Genomic DNA, 20,287 nt, shown 5'->3' with positions numbered 1-20,287 from the left:
GCGCAACGGGACGGGAAACGTGCGCGATTCGGACATAGGGATCGGTCTTCTTGCGACGGTCACAGGTGCAGAAGCATCCGGCTGTTGCCCAAGGTGTTCGGCTTCACTCGTTCGAGACCGAGGAACTCCGCGACTCCCTCGTCATAGGAACGCAGCAGCTCGCTGTAGACATCTCCGTCGACCGGCGTCTCCCCGATCTCCACGAAGCCGTGCTTCGCGAAGAAGTCGACTTCGAAGGTGAGGCAGAAAACCCGTCGCACGCCCAGCCAACGGGCGGTCTGCAACAGCTTGTCCAGTACTTGATGTCCGACTCCTGCGCCCTTGATGCTGTGATCGACGGCGAGAGTACGCACTTCGGCCAGGTCTTCCCACATCACATGCAGTGCGCCGCAGCCGATGACCCGGGCGTCCTCGTCGCGTTCGGCGATCCAGAACTCCTGGATGTCCTCGTAAAGCGTGACCGTCGCTTTGTCGAGCAGGATGCCTTCTCGTACGTAGCCGTCGAGGAGACGCCGGACCGCGGCCACATCGCTCGTCCTCGCACGGCGGACGGTGATGGCCATGTTTATAACCGACTGAGCGGTCTGGAAATCGGTATGCGGAAGCTCTGAGGACATACCCCGACGCTATCGCCCGGCGTCCGGCTCCGTGTCATCGGCTGCTTCGGCACCTTCACCGGATCCGCCCCCGGCGTCTTCACCAGTGCCTTCACCGGCACCTTCGCCGCCCTCTTCACCGGCGCGTTCGCCGGTCGCCGGAACGGAACCCGCGGGAAGTGTGGGCAGAACGATCCGCATGGCGTCCCTGAGGGCATCCTGCTGCTCGGCCGACATCATGCCGAAGAACGCGACCAGTGCGGCGGCGGGGTTGTCGCTCTGCGACCAGGCTTCGTTCATCAGTGCGGCCGAGTACGCGGCACGCGTGGAGACCGCCGTATATCGATATGCGCGGCCGTCCACTTCCCGGCGGACCCAGCCCTTCTGATGGAGATTGTCCATAACCGTCATGACGGTGGTGTAGGCGATGGACCGCTCCTGCTGAAGGTCCTCAAGGACTTCCCGTACGGTTACCGGTCGGTTCCATTGCCAGACCCGCGTCATCACGGCGTCTTCCAGCTCTCCCAATTGGCGGGGCACAGCGTCACCTTAGTGCCAGATGTCTGGAATGGACGGTTATTTACACAGCAAAAGGGCGTACGGCTCCTGGGAGCCGTACGCCCTTCGTATGCGTGGTGCGCGTGCCGGGAGGTCAGACCCCGTCGGTACGCGGCGTGCGCTGCGCCGATTCCGCGCGGCTGATCGCGGCGTCCACGGCCGCGTCCTCCTTGGCCTTGTTCGGCCCGCCCTGGCTCTTGACGATCGTCACGACCAGGCCGATGAAGAAGGCGGCCATCACCACGGGGGGCACAAGCGCGGATACGTAGTCCATGGCGTCCAGAGTAGCGAGCCCGGCCACCGCCCCCGATGCAGGGCCCTACCCCGCGGCGCGTTGCTGCGGCGGCGGGACGGGGCGGCGGCGGGGCGGGAAGACCTCGGAGGGCTTGGGCGCCGGGCGCTCGGACGGCGCGGCCGGACGGGCCGGGGCCGCCGGGGCCTTCGGCTTCTCGGGCTCCGCGGCACGTCCGCCGGGCAGCGCGAGGAGCCGGCTGCGCGGCGCGGGTGCCGTGGCGGGGACCGCGCGTCCGGCGAGACGGGCCCGCACCGAACGCTCGGCGAGCACCTGACAGCGCTCCAGGAGCGCCGCGGCGGCCGGCCCGCCGCGCAGGGCGCGCAGCGCGGCGAGATCCTCGGGGCGGGGGTCGTATCCGGCGGCCAGTGCGTCCTGGAGGCGCTCCAGATAGCCGCTGAGGGAGCCGGGGAGGGCGTTGCGGTAGCGGACGAGGTCGGCGAGGAGGAAGGCGCGCAGCCGTCCGGCCTCACCGACCGCCTCGTCGACGGCGCCCGCTAGCCGCAGGCAGTCCTGGACGTCCTCGTCGGGCAGGGGCGCGGGGTGGAGGGCGATGGCGAGGGCACGGCGGAGCACTCGCAGCTCGTCCGCGCTGAACGCCATACCGCCGCGTGATCCGTAGGGCGTGGGCATAGCGCGACAATACGTGCTAAATGGACAAAATCCGTTTAACTGGCCGTCGGCGGCGCGGCGGCTCCGGTGAGCCACCGCGCCGGGAACCTCCCGGTCAGGGCCGCGTCGCTACAGGCGCGCCACATTGCGCTCGTACACCAGGCGCAGCCCGATGAGCGTGAGCCAGGGCTCGTGCTCGTCGATGACGGAGGACTCGCCCAACACCATCGGAGCAAGGCCGCCCGTCGCGATGACGGTGACGTCGTCGGGGTCGGCGGCCAGCTCCTTCTTCATGCGTCCGACGACACCGTCGACCTGGCCGGCGAAGCCATAGATGATGCCCGCCTGCATGGCCTCGACGGTGTTCTTCCCGATCACGCTGCGCGGCCGGGCCAGCTCGATCTTGCGCAGCTGGGCGCCCTTGACGCCGAGCGCCTCGACCGAGATCTCGATGCCGGGCGCGATGACGCCGCCGGTGTACTCGCCGCGGGCGGAGACCGCGTCGAAGGTGGTGGCGGTGCCGAAGTCGACGACGATCGCCGGACCGCCGTACAGGTCGACGGCGGCGACCGCGTTGATGATGCGGTCCGCGCCGACCTCCTTCGGGTTGTCCATCAGGATCGGCACACCGGTCTTGATGCCCGGCTCGACGAGGACGGCGGGGACGTCGCCGTAGTAGCGGCGGGTCACCTCGCGCAGCTCGTGCAGGACGGCCGGGACGGTGGAGCAGATCGCGATGCCCTCGATGCCGTCGCCCAGCTCCATGCCGAGCAGCGGGTGCATGCCCATCAGGCCCTGGAGCAGCACCGCGAGCTCGTCCGCGGTGCGGCGGGCGTCGGTGGAGATGCGCCAGTGCTCGACGATCTCCTCACCGTCGAACAGCCCGAGGACCGTGTGGGTGTTGCCGACGTCGATGGTGAGCAGCATCAGACGCCGGCCCCGTCGGTGTCGCGGAAGTCCAGGCCGATGTCGAGGATCGGCGAGGAGTGGGTCAGCGCGCCGACGGCCAGGTAGTCCACACCGGCCTCCGCGTAGGCGCGGGCGGAGTCCAGGGTCAGCCGGCCCGAGGACTCCAGGACCGCGCGGCCGCCGACGAGCGCGACCGCTTCGGCGGTCTGCGACGGGGTGAAGTTGTCCAGCAGGATCAGATCGGCACCGGCGTCCAGGACCTCGGTGACCTGCTGCATCGTGTCGACCTCGACCTCGATCGCGAGGTCCGGGAACTCCTCCCTGACCCGCTTGAACGCCTCGGCGACGCCGCCCGCCGCGATCACGTGGTTGTCCTTGACCAGTGCGGCGTCGGACAGCGACATGCGGTGGTTGACGCCGCCGCCGCAGCGCACCGCGTACTTCTCCAGGGCGCGCAGCCCAGGAGTCGTCTTGCGGGTGTCGCGGACCTGGGCCTTCGTGCCCTCCAGGACATCGGCCCAGGCGCGGGTGGCGGTGGCGATGCCGGAGAGCCGGCACAGCAGGTTGAGCGCGCTGCGCTCGCCGGTGAGCAGGTCACGGGTGCGGGTGGTGACGGTCAGCAGCTTCTGGCCGGGGACGACGCGGTCGCCGTCCTCGACATGCCGCTCGACCTCGAACTCGTCCGTACAGACGATGGAGAGAACGGCCTCGGCGACCCGCAGACCGGCCACGACGCCCGCCTCACGGGCGGTGAAGTCGCCGGTGGCCACCGCGTCCTCGGGGACCGTGGCGACGGTCGTGACGTCCACCCCGCCGTCGAGGTCCTCCTCGATGGCGACGTGCGCGACGTCCTCGACGGTGACCGGGTCCAGCCCCGCGTCGGCGAGGAGCTGCGCGAGCGCCGGGTCCAGGCCGCACTCCAGGGCGTCCAGGTCGTAGCCGTCCTCCCCGCCGCAGCCGCAGCCGTCACCGCAGCCGCCCGCGGCGGATGCGGGCGCGCCGATCTGGATCAGCGGTACGTCCACGGGTGTGGGGCGCGGATTCTCTTCGGGCGTGCTCACGGTTACGGCTCCTCGGGAGTGGGGTGGGTGGTGCTCGTTGCTGCGCAGTCTGCTGCCCCGGACGGCTGTACGGGCCCGAACGCCTCGGTATCCGTCCGACGGAGGACGAGCTGCCGGTCCGGGGTGAGCTTCACGACGAGGTGGCGGCGCCAGTTCTCGTCGTCGCGCTCGGGCCGGTCCTCGCGCCAGTGGCAGCCGCGGGTCTCCTCGCGCTGCCGGGCGGCGGCGACCAGGACCCGGGAGACGAGGAGCAGGTTGGTGACCTCCCAGGCCTCGACCCCGGGCACCGCGTCCTTGGGCTCGGCGGCCCCGGCCTTCAGGAACGCGCTGCGGTGCAGGTCCTCCAGCTCCTCGGCGGCCCTGGCGAGGCTGTCGGCGGACCGCACGACGCCGGCGCCGCGGGTCATGATCCGCTGGATGGTGCTCCGGGCCTCGGGCGGCAGCAGCGGGGAGGGCGCGGGGCGGTCGGCGACCGTGGCGGCCGCGGACCGGGGCCGGTCGGCGACGATGTCGGCCGCGATGCGTTCGGCGAAGACGAGGCCTTCCAGGAGCGAGTTGGACGCCAGCCGGTTCGCGCCGTGCACCCCGGTGCAGGCGACCTCGCCGCAGGCGTACAGACCGGGCACGGTCGTACGTCCCCGCAGGTCGGTGCGGACGCCGCCGGAGGCGTGGTGCGCGGCCGGTGCGATCGGGATCGGCTCGGTGACCGGGTCGATGCCATGGGTCCGGCAGGCCGCCAGGATGGTCGGGAAGTGCTGCTCCCACATCTCGGCGCCGAAGTGGCGGGCGTCGAGGTACATGTGCTCGGTGCCGTGCAGCTGCATCTGGCGGGTGATGGCCTTGGCGACGATGTCGCGCGGCGCCAGCTCCGCCAGCTCGTGCTGCCCGAGCATGAAGCGCGTGCCGTGGGCGTCGACGAGATGGGCGCCCTCGCCCCGTACCGCTTCCGAGACGAGCGGCTGCTGGCCCTCGGCACCGGCGCCGAGGAAGAGGACCGTGGGGTGGAACTGGACGAATTCGAGGTCCGAGACCTCCGCGCCCGCCCGCAGCGCGAGTGCCACGCCGTCGCCGGTGGCGACCGGCGGGTTGGTGGTGGCGGAGAAGACCTGGCCCATGCCGCCGGTGGCGAGGACGACCGCGGGGGCGTTGACCGCGCCGACCCCGTCGTGCTGACCCTCACCCATGACGTGCAGGGTGACGCCCGCGGTACGGCCTTCGGCGTCGGTGAGCAGGTCGAGCACGAGGGCGTTCTCGACGGTGTGCAGGGCCGCCTCGCGGACCGCTTCGACCAGGGCGCGGGAGATCTCCGCGCCCGTCGCGTCGCCGCCCGCGTGGGCGATGCGGCGGCGGTGGTGGCCGCCCTCGCGGCCCAGCGCGATGGTGCCGTCGTCCGCCGTGTCGAAGTGGGCGCCGGTGCCGATCAGCCGGCGTACGGCGTCGGGGCCCTCGGTGACGAGGGTGCGGACCGCCGCCTCGTCGCACAGGCCCGCGCCGGCGACCAGGGTGTCGTCCAGGTGCTGTTCCGGGGTGTCGCCCTCACCCAGGGCGGCGGCCACGCCGCCCTGCGCCCAGCGGGTGGATCCGTCGTCGAGGCGGGCCTTGGTGACGACGACGGTGGCGAGGCCCGCGGCGGCGCAGCGCAGCGCGGTGGTGAGGCCGGCCACGCCGGAGCCGACCACCACGACGTCGGCGTCGATGGACCAGCCAGGGGCGGGGGCGGTCAGCCGTATTCCGGTCACGCGGTGGCTCCGAAGGTCAGCGGGATGTTGTCGATGAGGCGGGTGGTGCCCACCCGCGCGGCGACGGCGAGGATCGCGTCGCCCGCGGTGCGGTCGTCGGGGATCTCGGTGAAGTCCGCCGGGTCCACCAGCGCCAGGTAGTCGAGGGCGAGCGGGGGCTGCTCGGCCGCCGCGTCGTCCAGGATCGCGCGGGCCGCCGCGCGCACGGCGGCGGGGCCCCCGTCCGGCCTGGCCCGGGCCACGGCCTGGGCGTCGGCCGCGAGCCGCGCCTCGCCGAGCCGGCTGAGTCCGGCGGCCCGGTTCTCCGTCGCGCCCGTCGTCTGGGCGCGGGCGTGCAGCGCCTGCTGGGCGGCGAGCCGGTCACGGGCCGCGAACAGGGCCCGGGACAGCGCGAGCGCGGTGCGGCGCTCATGCGTGTCGAGGAAGCGGTTGCGGCTGGAGAGCGCGAGACCGTCGGCCTCCCGGGCCGTCTCCACGCCCACGATCTCCACCGGGAAGTTCAGATCGCGCACCATGCGGCGGATCAGCGCCAGCTGCTGCGCGTCCTTCTGCCCGAAGAACGCGACATCGGGGCGGGTCAGATGGAGCAGCTTGGCGACGACCGTGAGCATGCCGTCGAAGTGTCCGGGGCGGGAGGCGCCTTCGAGCCGCTCGCCCATCGGGCCCGCGGAGATCCGGACCTGGGGTTCACCGCCGGGGTACACCTCGTCGACGGACGGCGCGAAGACCACGTCGGCGCCGGCCGCGCCGGCCACGGCGAGATCGGCGTCCAGGGTGCGCGGGTAGCGGTCCAGGTCGGCGCTCTCACCGAACTGGAGCGGGTTGACGAAGACGGTGACGACGACCTGGCCGCCCGGTCCGACAACCGCACGCGCGGTTTGGATCAGGGAGGCGTGGCCCTCGTGCAGGGCGCCCATCGTCATGACGACGGCACGCTCGGCCCGGTCCCCGTCGGGGGCGTATCCCGCCAGTTCGGCGGCGGTACGCAGCAGCGTGGCGGCGGATGCGGTCATCGGGAGTCCTCCGGTCCGGTTCCGGCGCTGCCGGGGGTGCCCGTAGCGCCCGAGCCGTCGGCCAGGACGTCGAGCAGGTCCTCGGCCGACTCCGGCTTGAGCATGCCGTGGGAGAGCGCGCGGTCCGCGGTGGCGCGGGCCATCGCGACGTAACCGGCCACCGTCTGCGGGGCGTGGGTGCGCAGCTCGTGGATGTGCGCGGCGACCGTGCCCGCGTCGCCGCGGGCGACCGGGCCGGTCAGGGCGGCGTCCCCGGAGCGCAGGGCGTTGTCGAGGGCGGCGCCGAGCAGCGGGCCGAGCATCCGGTCGGGCGCGGAGACACCGGCCGTGCGCAGCAGCTCCATCGACTGGGCGACCAGGGTGACCAGGTGGTTCGCGCCGAGGGCGAGGGCCGCGTGGTAGAGCGGGCGGGACTCCTCGTCGATCCATTCGGGTTCGCCGCCCATCTCGATGACCAGCGCCTCGGCGGCGAGCCGCAGCTGCTCGGGCGCGGTGACCCCGAAGGAGCAGCCGGCCAGCCGCTGCACGTCCACGGACGTGCCGGTGAACGTCATCGCCGGATGCAGGGCCAGCGGCAGGGCTCCGGCCCGCAGCGCGGGGTCCAGCACCTTCGTGCCGTACCGCCCCGAGGTGTGGACGATCAGCTGGCCCGGGCGGACCGCGCCGGTCTCGGCGAGGCCCTCGACCAGCCCCGGCAGGGCGTCGTCGGGCACCGTCAGCAGGACCAGCTCCGCGCGCGCGAGGACCTCGGCGGGCGGTACCAGCGGGACATCGGGAAGCAGGGTGGCGGCGCGGCGCACCGAGGCGTCGGAGACGCCCGACACGGCGACGGGGCGGTGCCCGGCGAGCGCCAGGGAGGCGGCGAGAGCGGGGCCGACGCGGCCCGCGCCCACGACGCCGACGGTGAGCCTGGCGGGGCGGTCCCTCGCGTCGAGGGGCTCCTGGGGGGTCATTGCATTCACGCGGCGGTGGCCTTCCGTTCCAGTCCGCGGGGGGTACCGGACGATTCCTCTGCATGCTACGCCAGCACATCGCCCGGGCCCTCGGCTGTCCACAGGCTGTGGACAGTCCCGGCCGCGGTGGCACCGGCGTCCATATCCTGTGGGCAGGGGCAGCCTTCTGCGTGATGATCGTCCCATGGCAGACACAGACGAGCAGGTGCGCGACGAGGCCACGGACGGCCCGCAGACCCCCCGCGGATACGGGGACGAGGAGCCCGACCCGCGGCGGCTGCGCCGCATCGCCGCATGGCGGGAGGCCCGAAGGCTCCTGTCACGGTCGCCGGTGGACCGCCCGCTCGGCGAGCAGTTGGCGGCGCTGACCGCGGGCGCGGCCACGGTCACCGATCTCGACCGGCCCGCCGACATCTACGGCAACGGTGTCGTCGCCGAGCTGGAGCGGCGGATCGCCGCACTGCTGGGCACCGAGGACGCCGCGTTCTTCCCGACCGGGACGATGGCGCAGCAGGTCGCGCTGCGCTGCTGGGCCGGGCGGACCGGCAACCCGACGGTGGCCCTGCACCCGCTCGCCCACCCCGAGGTGCACGAGCGCGGGGCCCTGTCCGCGGTCAGCGGGCTGCGTACGGTCCACCCGACGCACGAGCCCCGGCTGCCCACGGCGGACGAGGTCCGCGACTTCGGAGAGCCGTTCGGCACCCTGATGCTGGAGCTGCCGCTGCGCGACGCGGGCTTCGTCCTGCCCACGTGGGAGGAGCTGGAGGCCGTGGTCGCGGCGGCCCGCGAGCGCGACGCGGTGGTGCACTTCGACGGGGCGCGGCTCTGGGAGTGCGCGGCCCACTTCGGGCGGGAACTGCCGGAGATCGCGGCGCTCGCCGACAGTGTGTACGTGTCGTTCTACAAGACCCTCGGCGGGATCTCCGGGGCGGCGCTCGCCGGCTCCGCCTCGCTGATCGAGGAGGCCCGCACCTGGCGGCACCGGTACGGCGGCCAGCTCTTCCAGCAGTTCCCGGCGGCGCTCGCCGCGCTGATCGGCCTGGACCGGGAGCTGCCGAAGCTGCCGTCGTACGTGGCCCAGGCGAGGGTGGTCGCGGCGGCGCTGTCCGAGGCGTTCACGGAGGCCGGTGCCGGGTGGTTCCGGGTGCATCCGGAACCCCCGCACACCCACCAGTTCCAGGTCTGGCTGCCCTACCCGGCGGATGTGCTGGAGGAGGCGTCGCTGCGCCAGGCGGAGGAGACGGGCGTGGCCCTCTTCCGCCTGTGGCATCCGGCTGCCGCGGGCCCGCCCGGGGTGTCGTTCACCGAGGTCACGGTGGCGGAGGCGGGGCTGGAGTGGACGGCGGCCGACGTCCGGGCGGCGGCGGCGGAGTTCCTGGAGCGGGTGGCGCGGCAGCGGTGAGGCGGAGCCGGCTGCGGTGAGCCGGGGCCCGGCGGGCCCCCGATTGACGCCGGCCGTCAATCGGGGCCCGGGCCGTCCCGCTCACCACGCACCATGGACGGGTGAGCGTAACCATCGGCATCGCGGGCCTCGACCCCCGGCACGTCGTCTTCGAGACCTCGCCCCTCGTCGAGCTGGGGGTCGCCCTGCACGCGCTCTCCGAGCCGGGGCACCACCCCGGACTGCACGGCTGGGCGACGGCCACCACCACGTCCCTGGAACCGGACCTGGCCGACCGGCTGCATGAGGCGGACTTCCTGTGGCGGAACACGTTCTCGGACATCTTCATGCCGTTCGCCGGCGTCCTCGGCGGCAACGGCAGGACCGGCGCCGGCCTCGCCGAGGACCTGGACATCCTGGACCGGCTGGACGACGAGCGGTTCGTGTCCGCGGCCCTGGAGTTCACCTGCGCCAACCTGTACGGGACCGGCGCGGCCTCCCCGCTCCACGACCCCGGCATGCGGGCCCGGGCCCTGGAGATGGCGGCGGCGCGCGGCCCGCAGCAGGTGGAGTTCACCCAGCGGCTGCTGGCCGACCCCGCCCCGGTACGCCGCTGGATCCGGCGTCTGTTCGAGGACTGCGACCAGGCGTTCTTCGCGGACACCTGGCAGCGGGTGCGGGTCCCGCTGGCGGCCGACGCACGGCACAAGACGGATCTGCTGCGGCGCAAGGGGATCGCCGAGGCCGTACGGGCCGTCTCGCCCGCCCTCTCCGTCGGCGAGGACGGTGCACGGATCAGCGTCGACAAGCTGACCGAGGGCTCGACCGAGGCCACCGACCCCGCCGTCGGCCCCGGCCTCACCCTCATCCCGACCAGCCTCGGCTGGCCGCATCTGATGGTGCTGCACGCCCCCGGCTGGCGGCCGGTGATCCACTACCCCGTCCACCGGCCCGAGCTGCCCTCGCCCGCCTCGGTGGAACTGCTCCAGCTCCGGATGGAGGCCCTGGCCCACCCGCTGCGGATGCGGCTGTGCCGCAACATCGCCCGCTCGCCCTACACGACCGGCGAGCTCGCCGACACGAACGGCATTACCGCCCCCGAGGTCTCCCGCCATCTCACCGTCCTCAAGAAGGCGGGCCTGGTCACGACGCGGCGCCGCGGCCGGTACGTACTGCACCAGCTGGACCTGACCGTGGTGGCGCGGCTCGGCAGCGACTTTCTGGAGGGGATCCTGCGCTGAGCGCCCGGCGGCGCCCTCTCAGTCGAACCGGATGTGCCGGATCCCCGTCCAGGCCCGGCGCACCCGGTGCCGCAGCGCGCCGTCCGTGTCCGGCAGCAGGGTGAGGCCCGCCGACGCGGCGATCCGGTCGGCGACCTGGGGGACCGTCAGCCGGTCGGTACGGATGTGCTCGGCGAACTCCGGGGCTGCGAGCCGCTCCAGGCAGTGGTCCAGCTTCGCGACGGCGAAGCTCTCGCGCTTCAGGCCCCGTCCCAGGCCGCGTTCGCGCAGCCGCCCCAGTACCGTCTCGCGCTCGGCGAGCAGGGAGAAGTGATGCACCGTCCGCCCGTCCTCGCGCAGCCGTCCGACGATCTCCGCGAAGTAGCCGGGCTCGACCAGGGTCATCGGGGCGATGACCGTGCCGGGATGCCCGTCCAGGGCGAGAGCGAGCATGTCGTGCACGCCCCGCCGCCAGGCCGGCAGATCCTGGAAGTCGCCGCGCAGCGCGGGCGGCAGCGTCCGGTGCAGTCCGAAGCCGACGTGTTCCGGATCGCAGACCACGCTTCCGGGCAGCCGCCGCCGGAGCTCGTACGCCGTCTGTGTCTTGCCGCCGCCGAACGGGCCGTTGATCCACAGGAGCGCGCCCATCGGTCAGCCGGCCCCGCCCCCGGCGCGCACCAGCCCGGTCTCGTAGGCGAGGACCACGACCTGCACCCGGTCGCGCAGACCCAGCTTGGTCAGGATCCGGCCGACATGTGTCTTCACGGTCGCCTCGGAGAGCACCAGCCGCCCCGCGATCTCGCCGTTCGACAGGCCCTGGGCGACCAACAGCATCACCTCGCGTTCGCGCTCGGTGAGCTTGGCGACGTCCTTGTGCTGCGGCTCGGCCGTACTGCTGGGCAGCATCGGCGAGAAGCGGTCGAGCAGCCGGCGGGTGGTGGACGGGGCGACGACGGCGTCGCCGCTGTGCACGGAACGGATCGCGGCGAGCAGTTCGCCGGGCGGTACGTCCTTCAGCATGAAGCCGCTGGCGCCTGCCTTCAGCCCCGAGAAGGCGTACTCGTCGAGGTCGAACGTCGTCAGGATGAGCACCTTGGGCGCATCGGGCTGCGCGCAGATGCGGCGGGTGGCCTCGACCCCGTCCAGCCGGGGCATCCGCACGTCCATGAGCACCACGTCGACGGCGGTCGCGCGGAGGTTCTCGATCGCCTCCGCGCCGTCGCCCGCCTCGGCGACGACCTCCATGTCCGGCTGCGCGGCGAGCACCATCCGGAAGCCGGTACGCAGCAGCGCCTGGTCGTCGACGAGCATCACGCGGATCGCCATGGGGTCCCTGTCTCCTGTTCGTCCTGCGGTCGGTCGGTGGCTCGGAAAACCGGCCCGGTCCCTGGGGCCTTTCGTTTGCACCACGCCGGGCTCGCGGGTCCCGGCACGCACATCTGAACCGGCTGTCTTACCGAAAGACCCTAGTTCGCGGCCTTGAGCGGCAGCAGCGCGCTGATCCGGAATCCGCCGCCGGGGCGCGGTCCGGCATCCAGTGTGCCGCCGACCATGCCGACCCGTTCGCGCATACCGATCATGCCGTGGCCCGCCCCGTCGGCGCCGCCGTCCTCGTACAGTTCGTGCGCCGCGCCCCGGCCGTCGTCCTCCACCAGCAGGCCGAGCCCGTCGTCGAAGTAGACCAGCCGCACGCTGGCCCCGGCGTTCGGACCGCCGTGCTTGCGGGTGTTGGTCAGCGCCTCCTGCACGATGCGGTACGCCGTCAGCTCGACTCCGCTGGGCAGCGAGCGCGGGGTGCCCTCGATCCTGAAGTCGACGGCCAGACCGGCCGCTCTGACCTGCTCGATCAGATCCTCGATCTGCTCGACGTCGGGCTGCGGGACGTACTCCCCCGACTCCGGGGCGTCGCCCGTGCGCAGCACGCCCAGCAGCCGGCGCATCTCCGCGAGCGCCTGCCGACCGGTGCTGGAGATCGTCTCCAGCGCCTGCCGGGCCTGGTCGGGGGCCGCGTCCATCACATAGGCGGCACCGTCCGCCTGCACCACCATCACCGAGACGTTGTGCGCGACGACGTCGTGGAGCTCGCGGGCGATACGGGCCCGCTCGGCCGCCACCGCGACCTTCGACTGCGCCTCGCGCTCCCGCTCCAGCCGGGCGGCACGCTCCTCCAGCTGGTCGAAGTAGGCCCGCCGCGTCCGCATCGAGTCGCCGAGCACCCAGGCCAGCACGAACGGCACCGTCATCACGACGACGACGAAGACCGACTCCGCCCAGCTGCGCGGCATGTCCTCCCGCTCCGGCCAGCGGAGCTGGGAGAGCGCGGCCGCGCACAGGCTGCACGCCAGGGCGAGCCGGGAGGCCCAGCGTTCGCCGACGGTGGCCACGGTGAAGGTGATCACCAGCATGGCGAAGTTCGCGACGGTCGGTCTGACCCCGAACGCCAGCTGGGCCACGCCCATCGCGATGGCGAGCAGCAGCATCTTCTCGGGTGCGCGCCGGCGCAGCGCCACGACGACGCAGAGACCGATGACGACCGGCACGATGGCGATGCGCTCCGCGCGTCCGCCGTGCCCGACGTCGCCGACCACGATCGTCATGCCGGAGATCCCGAGGAGGAAGACAGCCCAGAAGCTGTCGACGCCCGTCGGGTGTCTGCGGATGAAGTCGTAGAGGCGCTGCACGTAACCCAGCGTAGGGAAGGGCGAGGGGGGCACGGGTCAGCCGAAGGGCCGATCCGGGTCCGGAGACCGTACTCCCCAAGGTGGAGACTTGGGAACGTGACGGATGAGTGGCGTGGGTGGCAGGAGGCGGCCGAGACCGCTTTGTACGGGGACGGGGGGTTCTACCGGAGCCCGGAGGGGCCCGCGGGGCATTTCCGCACCTCGGTGCACGCCTCCCCGCTGTTCGCCGCGGCCGTCGCCCGGCTGCTGGTCAGGACGGCCGGGGAACTGCGGACCGCGTCCGTGGACCTGGTGGATATGGGGGCGGGACGCGGAGAGCTGTTGACGGGAGTGCTCGCCGCGCTCCCGGCCGAGGGCGGGAACGGCCTCACGGTACGGGCGTACGCAGTGGAGCTCGCCGCCCGGCCGCCCGGCCTGGACCCACGGATCGAGTGGTGCGCGAAGCCGCCGCAGGGGGCGCGCGGGCTGCTGTTCGCCAACGAGTGGCTGGACAACGTGCCGCTGCCGGTGGCCGAGAGCGACCCGGACGGCACCGAGCGGTACGTCCTGGTGCGGACGGCGGACGGTGCGGAGCGGCTGGGCGACCCGGTGAGCGGGGCGGACGCGCAGTGGCTGCGCCGCTGGTGGCCGTCGGCGGGGCCGGGCAGCAGGGCCGAGATCGGCCGCCCGCGCGACGAGGCGTGGGCGGGTGCGGTGGCCACCCTGTCCGGCGGGCTCGCGGTGGCGGTGGACTACATGCACGTACGGGAGCGGCGGCCGCCGTTCGGCACGCTGACCGGGTTCCGGGCGGGGCGCGAGGTGCCGCCGGTGCCGGACGGCAGCTGCGACCTCACCGCGCACGTCGCCCTGGACGCGTGCGCGGCGGCGGGCGGGCCGGGCGCGGAGATCCGCACGCAGCGCGAGGCGTTGCGGCAGCTGGGCGTCACGGGCGAACGCCCTCCGCTGTCGCTCGCGTCGAGCGATCCGGCGGGTTACGTACGGGCGCTGGCCTCGGCGGGCGAAGCCGCGGAACTCACGGCCCGGGGCGGACTGGGCGACTTCGGCTGGCTGACGCAACGGGTGGGCCCACTCAGCCCCGCCGGCGATTGAGGAGCGGGTCCGGGGCGGAGCCCCGGGAAGACGGGCCGCAGGCAATACTGTGCCCCATGACGGAGACGACAGTCGGCATCGGCGGCGCAGCGGAAAGCACCGACATGGTGCTCAACATCGGCCCCCAGCACCCCTCCACCCACGGCGTGCTCCGTCTGCGCATCGTCCTGGACGGCGAACGCATCCAGCACGCCGAACCGGTCATCGGCTACATGCACCGCGGCGCGGAGAAGCTCTTCGAGGCCCGCGACTACCGGCAGATCGTGATGCTCGCCAACCGCCACGACTGGCTGTCGGCGTTCTCCAACGAACTGGGCGTCGTGATGGCCGTCGAGCGGATGCTCGGCATGGAGGTCCCGGAGCGCGCGGTGTGGACCCGCACCCTGCTCGCCGAGCTGAACCGGGTCCTCAACCACCTGATGTTCCTGGGCTCGTACCCGCTGGAACTCGGCGGGATCACGCCGGTGTTCTACGCGTTCCGGGAGCGCGAGGAGCTCCAGGCCGTGATGGAGGAGGTCTCCGGCGGCCGGATGCACTACATGTTCAACCGGGTCGGCGGCCTCAAGGAGGACCTTCCGGCGGGCTGGCTCGGGCGCGCCCGGGACGCCGTCGCTTCGGTCCGTTCCCGGATGGACGTCTACGACAAGCTGGTGCTCGGCAACGAGATCTTCCGAGGCCGTACCCGTGGAGTGGGCGTCCTGTCGGATCGGGCGGTGCACGCCTACGGGGTGTCCGGGCCGATCGCCCGCGCCTCGGGCGTCGACTTCGACCTGCGGCGCGACGAGCCGTATCTGGCGTACGGGGAGCTCCGGGACACCCTGAAGGTCGTCACGCGTACCGAGGGCGACTGCCTCGCCCGGTTCGAGTGCCTGCTGGAGCAGACGCACAACGCGCTGGACCTGGCGGACGCCTGTCTGGACCGGATGGCGGACCTGGCGCCCGGTCCGATCAACCAGCGGCTGCCCAAGGTGCTGAAGGCCCCCGAGGGCCACACCTACGCCTGGACCGAGAACCCGCTCGGCGTCAACGGCTACTACCTGGTGTCCAAGGGCGAGAAGACCCCGTACCGGCTGAAGCTGCGCTCCGCCTCGTTCAACAACATCCAGGCGCTCACCGAACTGCTGCCGGGCACGCTCGTCGCCGACATGGTGGCGATCCTCGGTTCGCTGTTCTTCGTCGTCGGCGACATCGACAAGTAGCCGCCGGCGGCTGCCGCCTGGTTCGTTTCGTTTCGTTCTACGAGATCGCGCTGCGGAGCTCCGCCACGTCCAGCTGCTCGGTCTCGTCGTGCGCGGTGAGGTCGATGACCTTGCCGACGGCCCGGTTCTCGGCCGCGCCCGTGCGGTGCGCGGCCAGCGCCTCCTCGCCCACCACGTCGGCGAGGTCCTCGTTCTGCACGGACTCGATCGCGGCGTGCGCCTTCTGCGTACCGAAGAAGTCGAAGCTGCCCTGCGGCACCAGATGGCGGCGCGAGGCCGCGTACGGAACGACCGCGCTGGCGGCCTGAACCGCGCGCGGGGCGGGCAGCGCCCGGTCCGGCCGGCTCGCGGGCAGGGCGGCCTGCGGACGACGGTGCGGCTCGGCACCCGGCTGCCCGGCGGCTGCCTGCGGGTGCCCGGCCGCCGCGTGCTTCCCCTGCGGCTCCTCCGCTTCCCGGGCCCGCTCCGCGAGATCGCGCTTCCTGGCCTGCTCGGCGGTGCGCCGGGCCTCCTGGAGCGCCCCGTTGCGCGAGAGGTCGTCGAGGGCCTGGGCGGCGCGCAGATACGCCGACGGGGTCGGGGTGCTGCGCGCGGCGGGCAGTTCGCGGGGCGGCGCGGACGCCTCCAGCGCAAGCTGCCGCCGGCTCTCCAGGACGCTGGCGCGCTCGGTCTCCGCGTTGGCGTACCGCCGCAGCAGCGCGGCGTGCTCGCCCCGCAGCCCGGCGAGCTCCACGCGCTTGCGGCGCAGCTTCGTCTCCAGGCGGGCGCGCAGTTCGCGCGACTCCTCCAGATCCGTTTCCAGCTCCGCCACCCGTTCCTCGGCGCGCCATTCGTCACTGGCGCGGGCGCGCGTCAGCTCCGCGACGCGACGGCCCGCCTCCCGGTCCCAGCTGCGCATCAGATACGCGCCGGTGACGGCGGCGGCCGCCGCGGCGGCGACCAGTCCGCGCAGGACCAGCGGCTCGGCGAGCAGCCAGGCTCCCGCGGCACAGAGGACCGCCGCTCCGGCGACGACCGAAGGCGGAAGGATTCTGTGCAGAGGTGGCGAATGGCGATGGCGTCCACGTGGCATGGCCTGAAATTTACCGTGCGTACGGTCCGCTTGGGGGGCCGCCCGGCAATCTGTTCCCCGGCAGTTACCTGACGGCCCCTGAATCGCTCATTCCGCCCTTGCTACTTCTTGATCAGACCTTTCGTCTCCAGGTATTCCCTGGCGACATCGCCGGGCTTGGCGCGCTCGGCGTCGACCTTGCGGTTCAGTTCCGCCAGATCCTGTGTCGTGAGCGCGTCGGTGAGCTTGCCGAGGGCGTCGGCGATGTCCTGGGCTCCGGCGTCCTCGGCATTGAGGACGGGCAGCACGTTGTCCGCGTTCTGCAGCTTCTTGTCGTCCTCGAGGAAGACCAGACCGAAGGTGTCGAGCACCGCGTCCGTGGTCGTGGTCAGGACCAGCTGGTCCTTGCCGTCCTTGACCGCCTGCTTGGACTGCGGGGTGCCGACCCCCTTGGGGTCGATTCCGGTGACGTCGATGCCGTACGTCTTCTTCAGCCCGGGTGCGCAGAAGGGCCGCACCTCGCACTCGTCACCCGCCGCGATCTTCACCTTGATCTTGGAGGCGCCGAGATCGGAGAGCGTCTTGAGCTTGTTCTTGTCGGCGAATTCCTTGGTGACCGCGAAGGCGTTCTGGTCGACGGCCGCACCGGCCGGCAGCACCTTCAGCCCGCGCGGAGTGGCGAGCTTCTCCAGGGCGGCGACCGTGGCGGCGGTGTCGCCCGAGGCGACCGGCTTCGCCTCGGCCGCCTTCGCCCCGTTCACCTTGGCGTTGAGGAATTCCGCGATCGTCGCCGCGTATTCCGGGACGACGTCGATCTCGCCCTTCTCCAGCGACGGTTCGTAGAGTTCACGGTTCTTCACCGTGGTGACCGACGTGCTGTATCCGGCCTCCGACAGGACTCCGGCGTACAGCTCCGCGAGCACCTTGGACTCGGTGAAGGCGGCGGCGCCGACGACCAGCGAGCCCTTCTTCCCCGAGCCCTTGTCCGCGTCGGACGCGGCCGTTCCGCCCTTGTCCTTCTCCAGGCTGTCGCCGCCGCAGGCGGCGAGCGAGCCCGCGAGCGCCACGATGCCGATGACCGCACCGGCCAGGCGCGAGGTCCTGCTCATACTGTTCTCCGTCCACGGCAACGAGGCCATATGCGATGTGCGTTATCGGTTGAGCGGGCCGGCCGGACGCTCATGCGGTCCGGCGGCGGCGCAGCGGTGACAGCAGCCGGTCGATACCGACCAGTGCCGTCTCCACCAGCAGCGCCAGTACGGCGACCAGCAGGGCGCCCGCGACCACCTGCGGGGTGTTGTACGTGTTGAAGCCGGCGGTGATGATCCGGCCGAGACCGCCCTGGCCGACCATCGCGGCGATCGTCGCGGTGGCCACGACCTGCACCGCCGCCGAACGCAGCCCGGTCATGATCATGGGGTAGGCCAGCGGGAGTTCGACCCGGAGGAAGAGCTGCCCGCCGGACATGCCCATCCCCCGCGCCGCCTCCGCCACCGAACGGTCCACCTCCGTCATCCCGACGTAGGCGTTGGTCAGCAGCGGCGGCACCGCGAAGAGCACCAGGGCGATGATCGTCGGTATGTATCCCGCGTTGCGCAGCGGCGAGACCATGAAGAGGGCCAGCACCGCGAAGACCGGTATCGCCCGCCCCACGTTGGAGATGTTGACGGCGAGCGCACCGCCCTTCCCGATGTGGCCCAGGTACAGCGCGATGGGCAGGGCGATGGCGCAGGACAGGGCGAGCGCCACCCCGCTGACGTACAGATGCTCGCCGAGCCGATGGGCCACCCCGCTCTCTCCCGACCAGTTGGCACCGGTGCCGAGCCAGGTCCAGGCCTCGCCGAGAACTCCCACGGGTCAGACCGCCTTCGCCGGAACGGGTGTGCCCACGGCGTCGCGGGCGGCCGGTATGCGGGTCCAGGGGGTCAGCAGCCGCTGGACACCGAGCAGCAGCAGATCCGCGACCACCGCGAGCAGGACGCAGAGCACCGAGGCGGCCAGCACCTGGGCCTTGAAGAAGCTCGGCAGGGCGTCCTCGATGAGGTTGCCCAGACCGCCGCGGCCGACGATCGATCCGACGGTGGTCAGCGCGATCGTGGACACTGTGGCGATCCGTATCCCCGCCATCAAAGCGGGCATCGCCAGCGGGAGTTCGACCTCCCACAGCAGGCGCACCGGCCCGTACCCCATGCCGCGGGCGGCCTCCTTCGCCTCCTGAGGCACCGCTTGGAGTCCCGCCAGGATGTTGCGTACGAGAATCGTCAGCGAATAAAGCACGAGCCCGGTGACGACGAGCGCCGCCGAGAGTCCGAACAGCGGCAGCAGGAGCGAGAACATCGCGAGCGACGGCACCGTGTAGAGCACCGTCGTCAGCCCGAGCACGGGCCCGGCGAAGTGCCGGCCGCGACGGGCGAGCAGCGCCAGCGGAAAGGCCACGGCCACCCCGATCGCCACCGAGACGGCGGTGATCCAGATGTGCTGCACCGTCGCGTCCGTCAACTCCTGACTGCGGGAGCGGAGATACTCGCCGCAGATCCAGTCGTTCGTCACCAGGCAGTTCTGTCCGGCCATCCGCCCCCACCTCCCGATCGTCTCTCGTACTGATGTCCGGCGAGCCTATCCTCGACCACTGACAATCGCCGAGGCCGTTGTATTCCAGCAACACGTCCTTCACAGAACACGCGCGACAATGGGGAACCATGATCCGTTTCGAGCACGTCACCAAGCGGTATGCGGACGGCACGACCGCCGTCGACGACCTTTCCTTCGAGGTCGCCGAAGGTGAACTCGTCACGCTCGTCGGGCCGTCGGGCTGTGGCAAGACGACCACCATGAAGATGGTGAACCGGCTGATCGAGCCGACCGAGGGCCGGATATTCCTCGACGGGGACGACATATCCGCCATCGATCCCGTCCAACTGCGGCGCCGCATCGGCTATGTGATCCAGCAGGTCGGTCTGTTTCCGCACCGTACGGTGCTGGAGAACACGGCGACCGTCCCGCATCTCCTCGGCTGGAAACGGGGAAAGGGCCGGGCCCGCGCCGCGGAACTCCTCGACCTGGTCGGACTCGATCCTTCCGTTTATGGCGACCGCTATCCGGAACAGTTGTCCGGTGGTCAGCGCCAACGCGTGGGCGTGGCCCGGGCCTTGGCGGCGGACCCGCCGGTGCTGCTGATGGACGAACCTTTCGGCGCGGTCGACCCGGTCGTCAGGGAACGGCTGCAGAACGAATTCCTGCGCCTCCAGGCCCAGGTCCGCAAAACCGTGCTGTTCGTGACGCACGACATCGAGGAGGCCGTCCGCCTCGGCGACCGTATCGCCGTCTACGGACAGGGCTCGATCGAGCAGTTCGACTCACCGGCCACCGTGCTCGGCGCCCCCGCCACCGACTACGTCGCCGACTTCGTCGGCGCGGACCGCGGGCTCAAGAGGCTCTCGGTGACCCCCGTCGAGGAGAGCGACCTCGACCGGCCGCCCGTCGTCCACCTCGACGACCCGCTGGACCGGGCGACCGAGCGGCTGCGCGCGGAAGGGGCACGCTGGGCCGTGGTGCTGGACGGCGACGGCCGGCTGCACGGCTGGATCCCGGCCGGTGACGCACTGAGCGGCGCCACGGGCACGGTCCGCGAGCACGCCCGCCGGATGGAGGCCTGGCTGCCCGTCGGCGCCCCGCTCAAGCAGGCGTTCGCCACCATGCTCCAGCACGACGCCGGCTGGATCGCGGTCATCGACGAGCAGAGCGAGGGCCGGTTCCTCGGTGTGCTCACCCCGGCCCGGCTCCACGAGGCGCTGCGGCGTTCGATCAGCGCCGACGACCTGGCCGTGCCGCGCGCCGAAGTGGCCGTCGAGAGCGTGGCGGCCGTCGCGCAGACCCCGGGGGCCTGAGCCGGCCCGGCGGGGCGCCCGCGCTGAGCCTGAGCCGGCCCGGCAG

General features: G+C 72.2%; 21 protein-coding genes. 5 read left to right on the top strand and 16 right to left on the bottom strand.

What is annotated here, in order from left to right:
• Nucleotides 1–59: 59 nt before the first annotated feature.
• The 9 genes from EAO72_RS28475 to EAO72_RS28435 form a co-directional block, all read right to left on the bottom strand.
• Entirely contained in the window at nucleotides 60–563 is a 504-nt protein-coding gene (locus tag EAO72_RS28475) for an amino-acid N-acetyltransferase (RefSeq protein ID WP_148020022.1), read from the bottom strand.
• A gap of 63 nt (nucleotides 564–626) precedes the next feature.
• Nucleotides 627–1,136, bottom strand: coding sequence for a BlaI/MecI/CopY family transcriptional regulator (locus EAO72_RS28470; protein WP_148020021.1), 510 nt, complete (start codon nucleotides 1,134–1,136; stop codon nucleotides 627–629).
• 112 nt (nucleotides 1,137–1,248) lie between these two features.
• A complete protein-coding gene (locus EAO72_RS28465; RefSeq protein ID WP_148020020.1) occupies nucleotides 1,249–1,428 on the bottom strand; it encodes a hypothetical protein in 180 nt (59 codons plus the stop codon).
• A gap of 45 nt (nucleotides 1,429–1,473) precedes the next feature.
• On the bottom strand, nucleotides 1,474–2,049 hold the full coding sequence (locus EAO72_RS28460; protein ID WP_148022090.1) for a hypothetical protein: 576 nt from the start codon (nucleotides 2,047–2,049) through the stop codon (nucleotides 1,474–1,476).
• Between the two features lie 138 nt (nucleotides 2,050–2,187).
• Complete coding sequence (locus EAO72_RS28455) at nucleotides 2,188–2,985, bottom strand: type III pantothenate kinase (protein WP_148020019.1); 798 nt, start codon at nucleotides 2,983–2,985, stop codon at nucleotides 2,188–2,190.
• Entirely contained in the window at nucleotides 2,985–4,028 is a 1,044-nt protein-coding gene (gene nadC / locus EAO72_RS28450) for a carboxylating nicotinate-nucleotide diphosphorylase (protein WP_148020018.1), read from the bottom strand. The genes EAO72_RS28455 and nadC overlap by 1 nt, the downstream gene beginning before the upstream one ends.
• 2 nt (nucleotides 4,029–4,030) lie before the next feature.
• A complete protein-coding gene (locus EAO72_RS28445) occupies nucleotides 4,031–5,767 on the bottom strand; it encodes an L-aspartate oxidase (RefSeq protein WP_148020017.1) in 1,737 nt (578 codons plus the stop codon).
• Nucleotides 5,764–6,780, bottom strand: a complete 1,017-nt coding sequence (panC, locus tag EAO72_RS28440; RefSeq protein ID WP_148020016.1) for a pantoate--beta-alanine ligase — start codon at nucleotides 6,778–6,780, stop codon at nucleotides 5,764–5,766. The genes EAO72_RS28445 and panC overlap by 4 nt, the downstream gene beginning before the upstream one ends.
• Complete coding sequence (locus EAO72_RS28435) at nucleotides 6,777–7,733, bottom strand: Rossmann-like and DUF2520 domain-containing protein (RefSeq protein ID WP_410090512.1); 957 nt, start codon at nucleotides 7,731–7,733, stop codon at nucleotides 6,777–6,779. Before EAO72_RS28435 ends, panC begins: the two co-directional genes overlap by 4 nt.
• Before the next feature lie 184 nt (nucleotides 7,734–7,917).
• Between EAO72_RS28435 and EAO72_RS28430 the strand changes: the two genes are divergently transcribed.
• Together EAO72_RS28430 and EAO72_RS28425 are read left to right on the top strand one after the other, a co-directional pair.
• Nucleotides 7,918–9,135, top strand: coding sequence for a threonine aldolase family protein (locus EAO72_RS28430; protein WP_148020014.1), 1,218 nt, complete (start codon nucleotides 7,918–7,920; stop codon nucleotides 9,133–9,135).
• 101 nt (nucleotides 9,136–9,236) lie between these two features.
• Nucleotides 9,237–10,355, top strand: coding sequence for a DUF5937 family protein (locus EAO72_RS28425; protein WP_148020013.1), 1,119 nt, complete (start codon nucleotides 9,237–9,239; stop codon nucleotides 10,353–10,355).
• Nucleotides 10,356–10,373: 18 nt separating this feature from the next.
• Here EAO72_RS28425 and EAO72_RS28420 read toward each other — a convergent pair whose 3' ends face one another.
• From EAO72_RS28420 to EAO72_RS28410, 3 genes are all read right to left on the bottom strand, one after another.
• Nucleotides 10,374–10,982 (bottom strand): AAA family ATPase, encoded by a 609-nt coding sequence (locus tag EAO72_RS28420; protein ID WP_148020012.1) that lies wholly within the window; start codon nucleotides 10,980–10,982, stop codon nucleotides 10,374–10,376.
• Between the two features lie 3 nt (nucleotides 10,983–10,985).
• Nucleotides 10,986–11,660, bottom strand: coding sequence for a response regulator (locus tag EAO72_RS28415; protein ID WP_148020011.1), 675 nt, complete (start codon nucleotides 11,658–11,660; stop codon nucleotides 10,986–10,988).
• A gap of 140 nt (nucleotides 11,661–11,800) precedes the next feature.
• Nucleotides 11,801–13,015 carry a sensor histidine kinase gene (locus EAO72_RS28410; RefSeq protein ID WP_148020010.1) on the bottom strand — a complete coding sequence of 405 codons (1,215 nt, stop codon included), beginning with the start codon at nucleotides 13,013–13,015 and terminating at the stop codon, nucleotides 11,801–11,803.
• A 96-nt stretch (nucleotides 13,016–13,111) separates the two neighbouring features.
• Between EAO72_RS28410 and EAO72_RS28405 the strand changes: the two genes are divergently transcribed.
• On the top strand, nucleotides 13,112–14,104 hold the full coding sequence (locus tag EAO72_RS28405; protein ID WP_148020009.1) for an SAM-dependent methyltransferase: 993 nt from the start codon (nucleotides 13,112–13,114) through the stop codon (nucleotides 14,102–14,104).
• 56 nt (nucleotides 14,105–14,160) lie between these two features.
• Nucleotides 14,161–15,303 (top strand): NADH-quinone oxidoreductase subunit D, encoded by a 1,143-nt coding sequence (locus EAO72_RS28400; protein ID WP_148020008.1) that lies wholly within the window; start codon nucleotides 14,161–14,163, stop codon nucleotides 15,301–15,303.
• 37 nt (nucleotides 15,304–15,340) lie between these two features.
• On the opposite strand, the gene EAO72_RS28395 is transcribed toward EAO72_RS28400, so the two are convergent.
• The 4 genes from EAO72_RS28395 to EAO72_RS28380 all read right to left on the bottom strand — a co-directional run bounded on the left by EAO72_RS28395 (nucleotide 15,341) and on the right by EAO72_RS28380 (nucleotide 18,925).
• Nucleotides 15,341–16,375 carry a hypothetical protein gene (locus tag EAO72_RS28395; RefSeq protein ID WP_187285252.1) on the bottom strand — a complete coding sequence of 345 codons (1,035 nt, stop codon included), beginning with the start codon at nucleotides 16,373–16,375 and terminating at the stop codon, nucleotides 15,341–15,343.
• Between the two features lie 101 nt (nucleotides 16,376–16,476).
• Nucleotides 16,477–17,463 (bottom strand): ABC transporter substrate-binding protein, encoded by a 987-nt coding sequence (locus tag EAO72_RS28390; protein ID WP_148020007.1) that lies wholly within the window; start codon nucleotides 17,461–17,463, stop codon nucleotides 16,477–16,479.
• A gap of 70 nt (nucleotides 17,464–17,533) precedes the next feature.
• Nucleotides 17,534–18,208, bottom strand: coding sequence for an ABC transporter permease (locus EAO72_RS28385; RefSeq protein ID WP_148020006.1), 675 nt, complete (start codon nucleotides 18,206–18,208; stop codon nucleotides 17,534–17,536).
• A gap of 3 nt (nucleotides 18,209–18,211) precedes the next feature.
• A complete protein-coding gene (locus EAO72_RS28380) occupies nucleotides 18,212–18,925 on the bottom strand; it encodes an ABC transporter permease (protein WP_148020005.1) in 714 nt (237 codons plus the stop codon).
• A gap of 128 nt (nucleotides 18,926–19,053) precedes the next feature.
• Between EAO72_RS28380 and EAO72_RS28375 the strand changes: the two genes are divergently transcribed.
• On the top strand, nucleotides 19,054–20,241 hold the full coding sequence (locus tag EAO72_RS28375) for a betaine/proline/choline family ABC transporter ATP-binding protein (RefSeq protein ID WP_148020004.1): 1,188 nt from the start codon (nucleotides 19,054–19,056) through the stop codon (nucleotides 20,239–20,241).
• Nucleotides 20,242–20,287: the final 46 nt, after the last annotated feature.

This window comes from Streptomyces sp. OR43, assembly GCF_008042275.1.
Lineage (GTDB): Bacteria > Actinomycetota > Actinomycetes > Streptomycetales > Streptomycetaceae > Streptomyces.
This window is presented reverse-complemented; position numbering and strand designations above follow the sequence as displayed.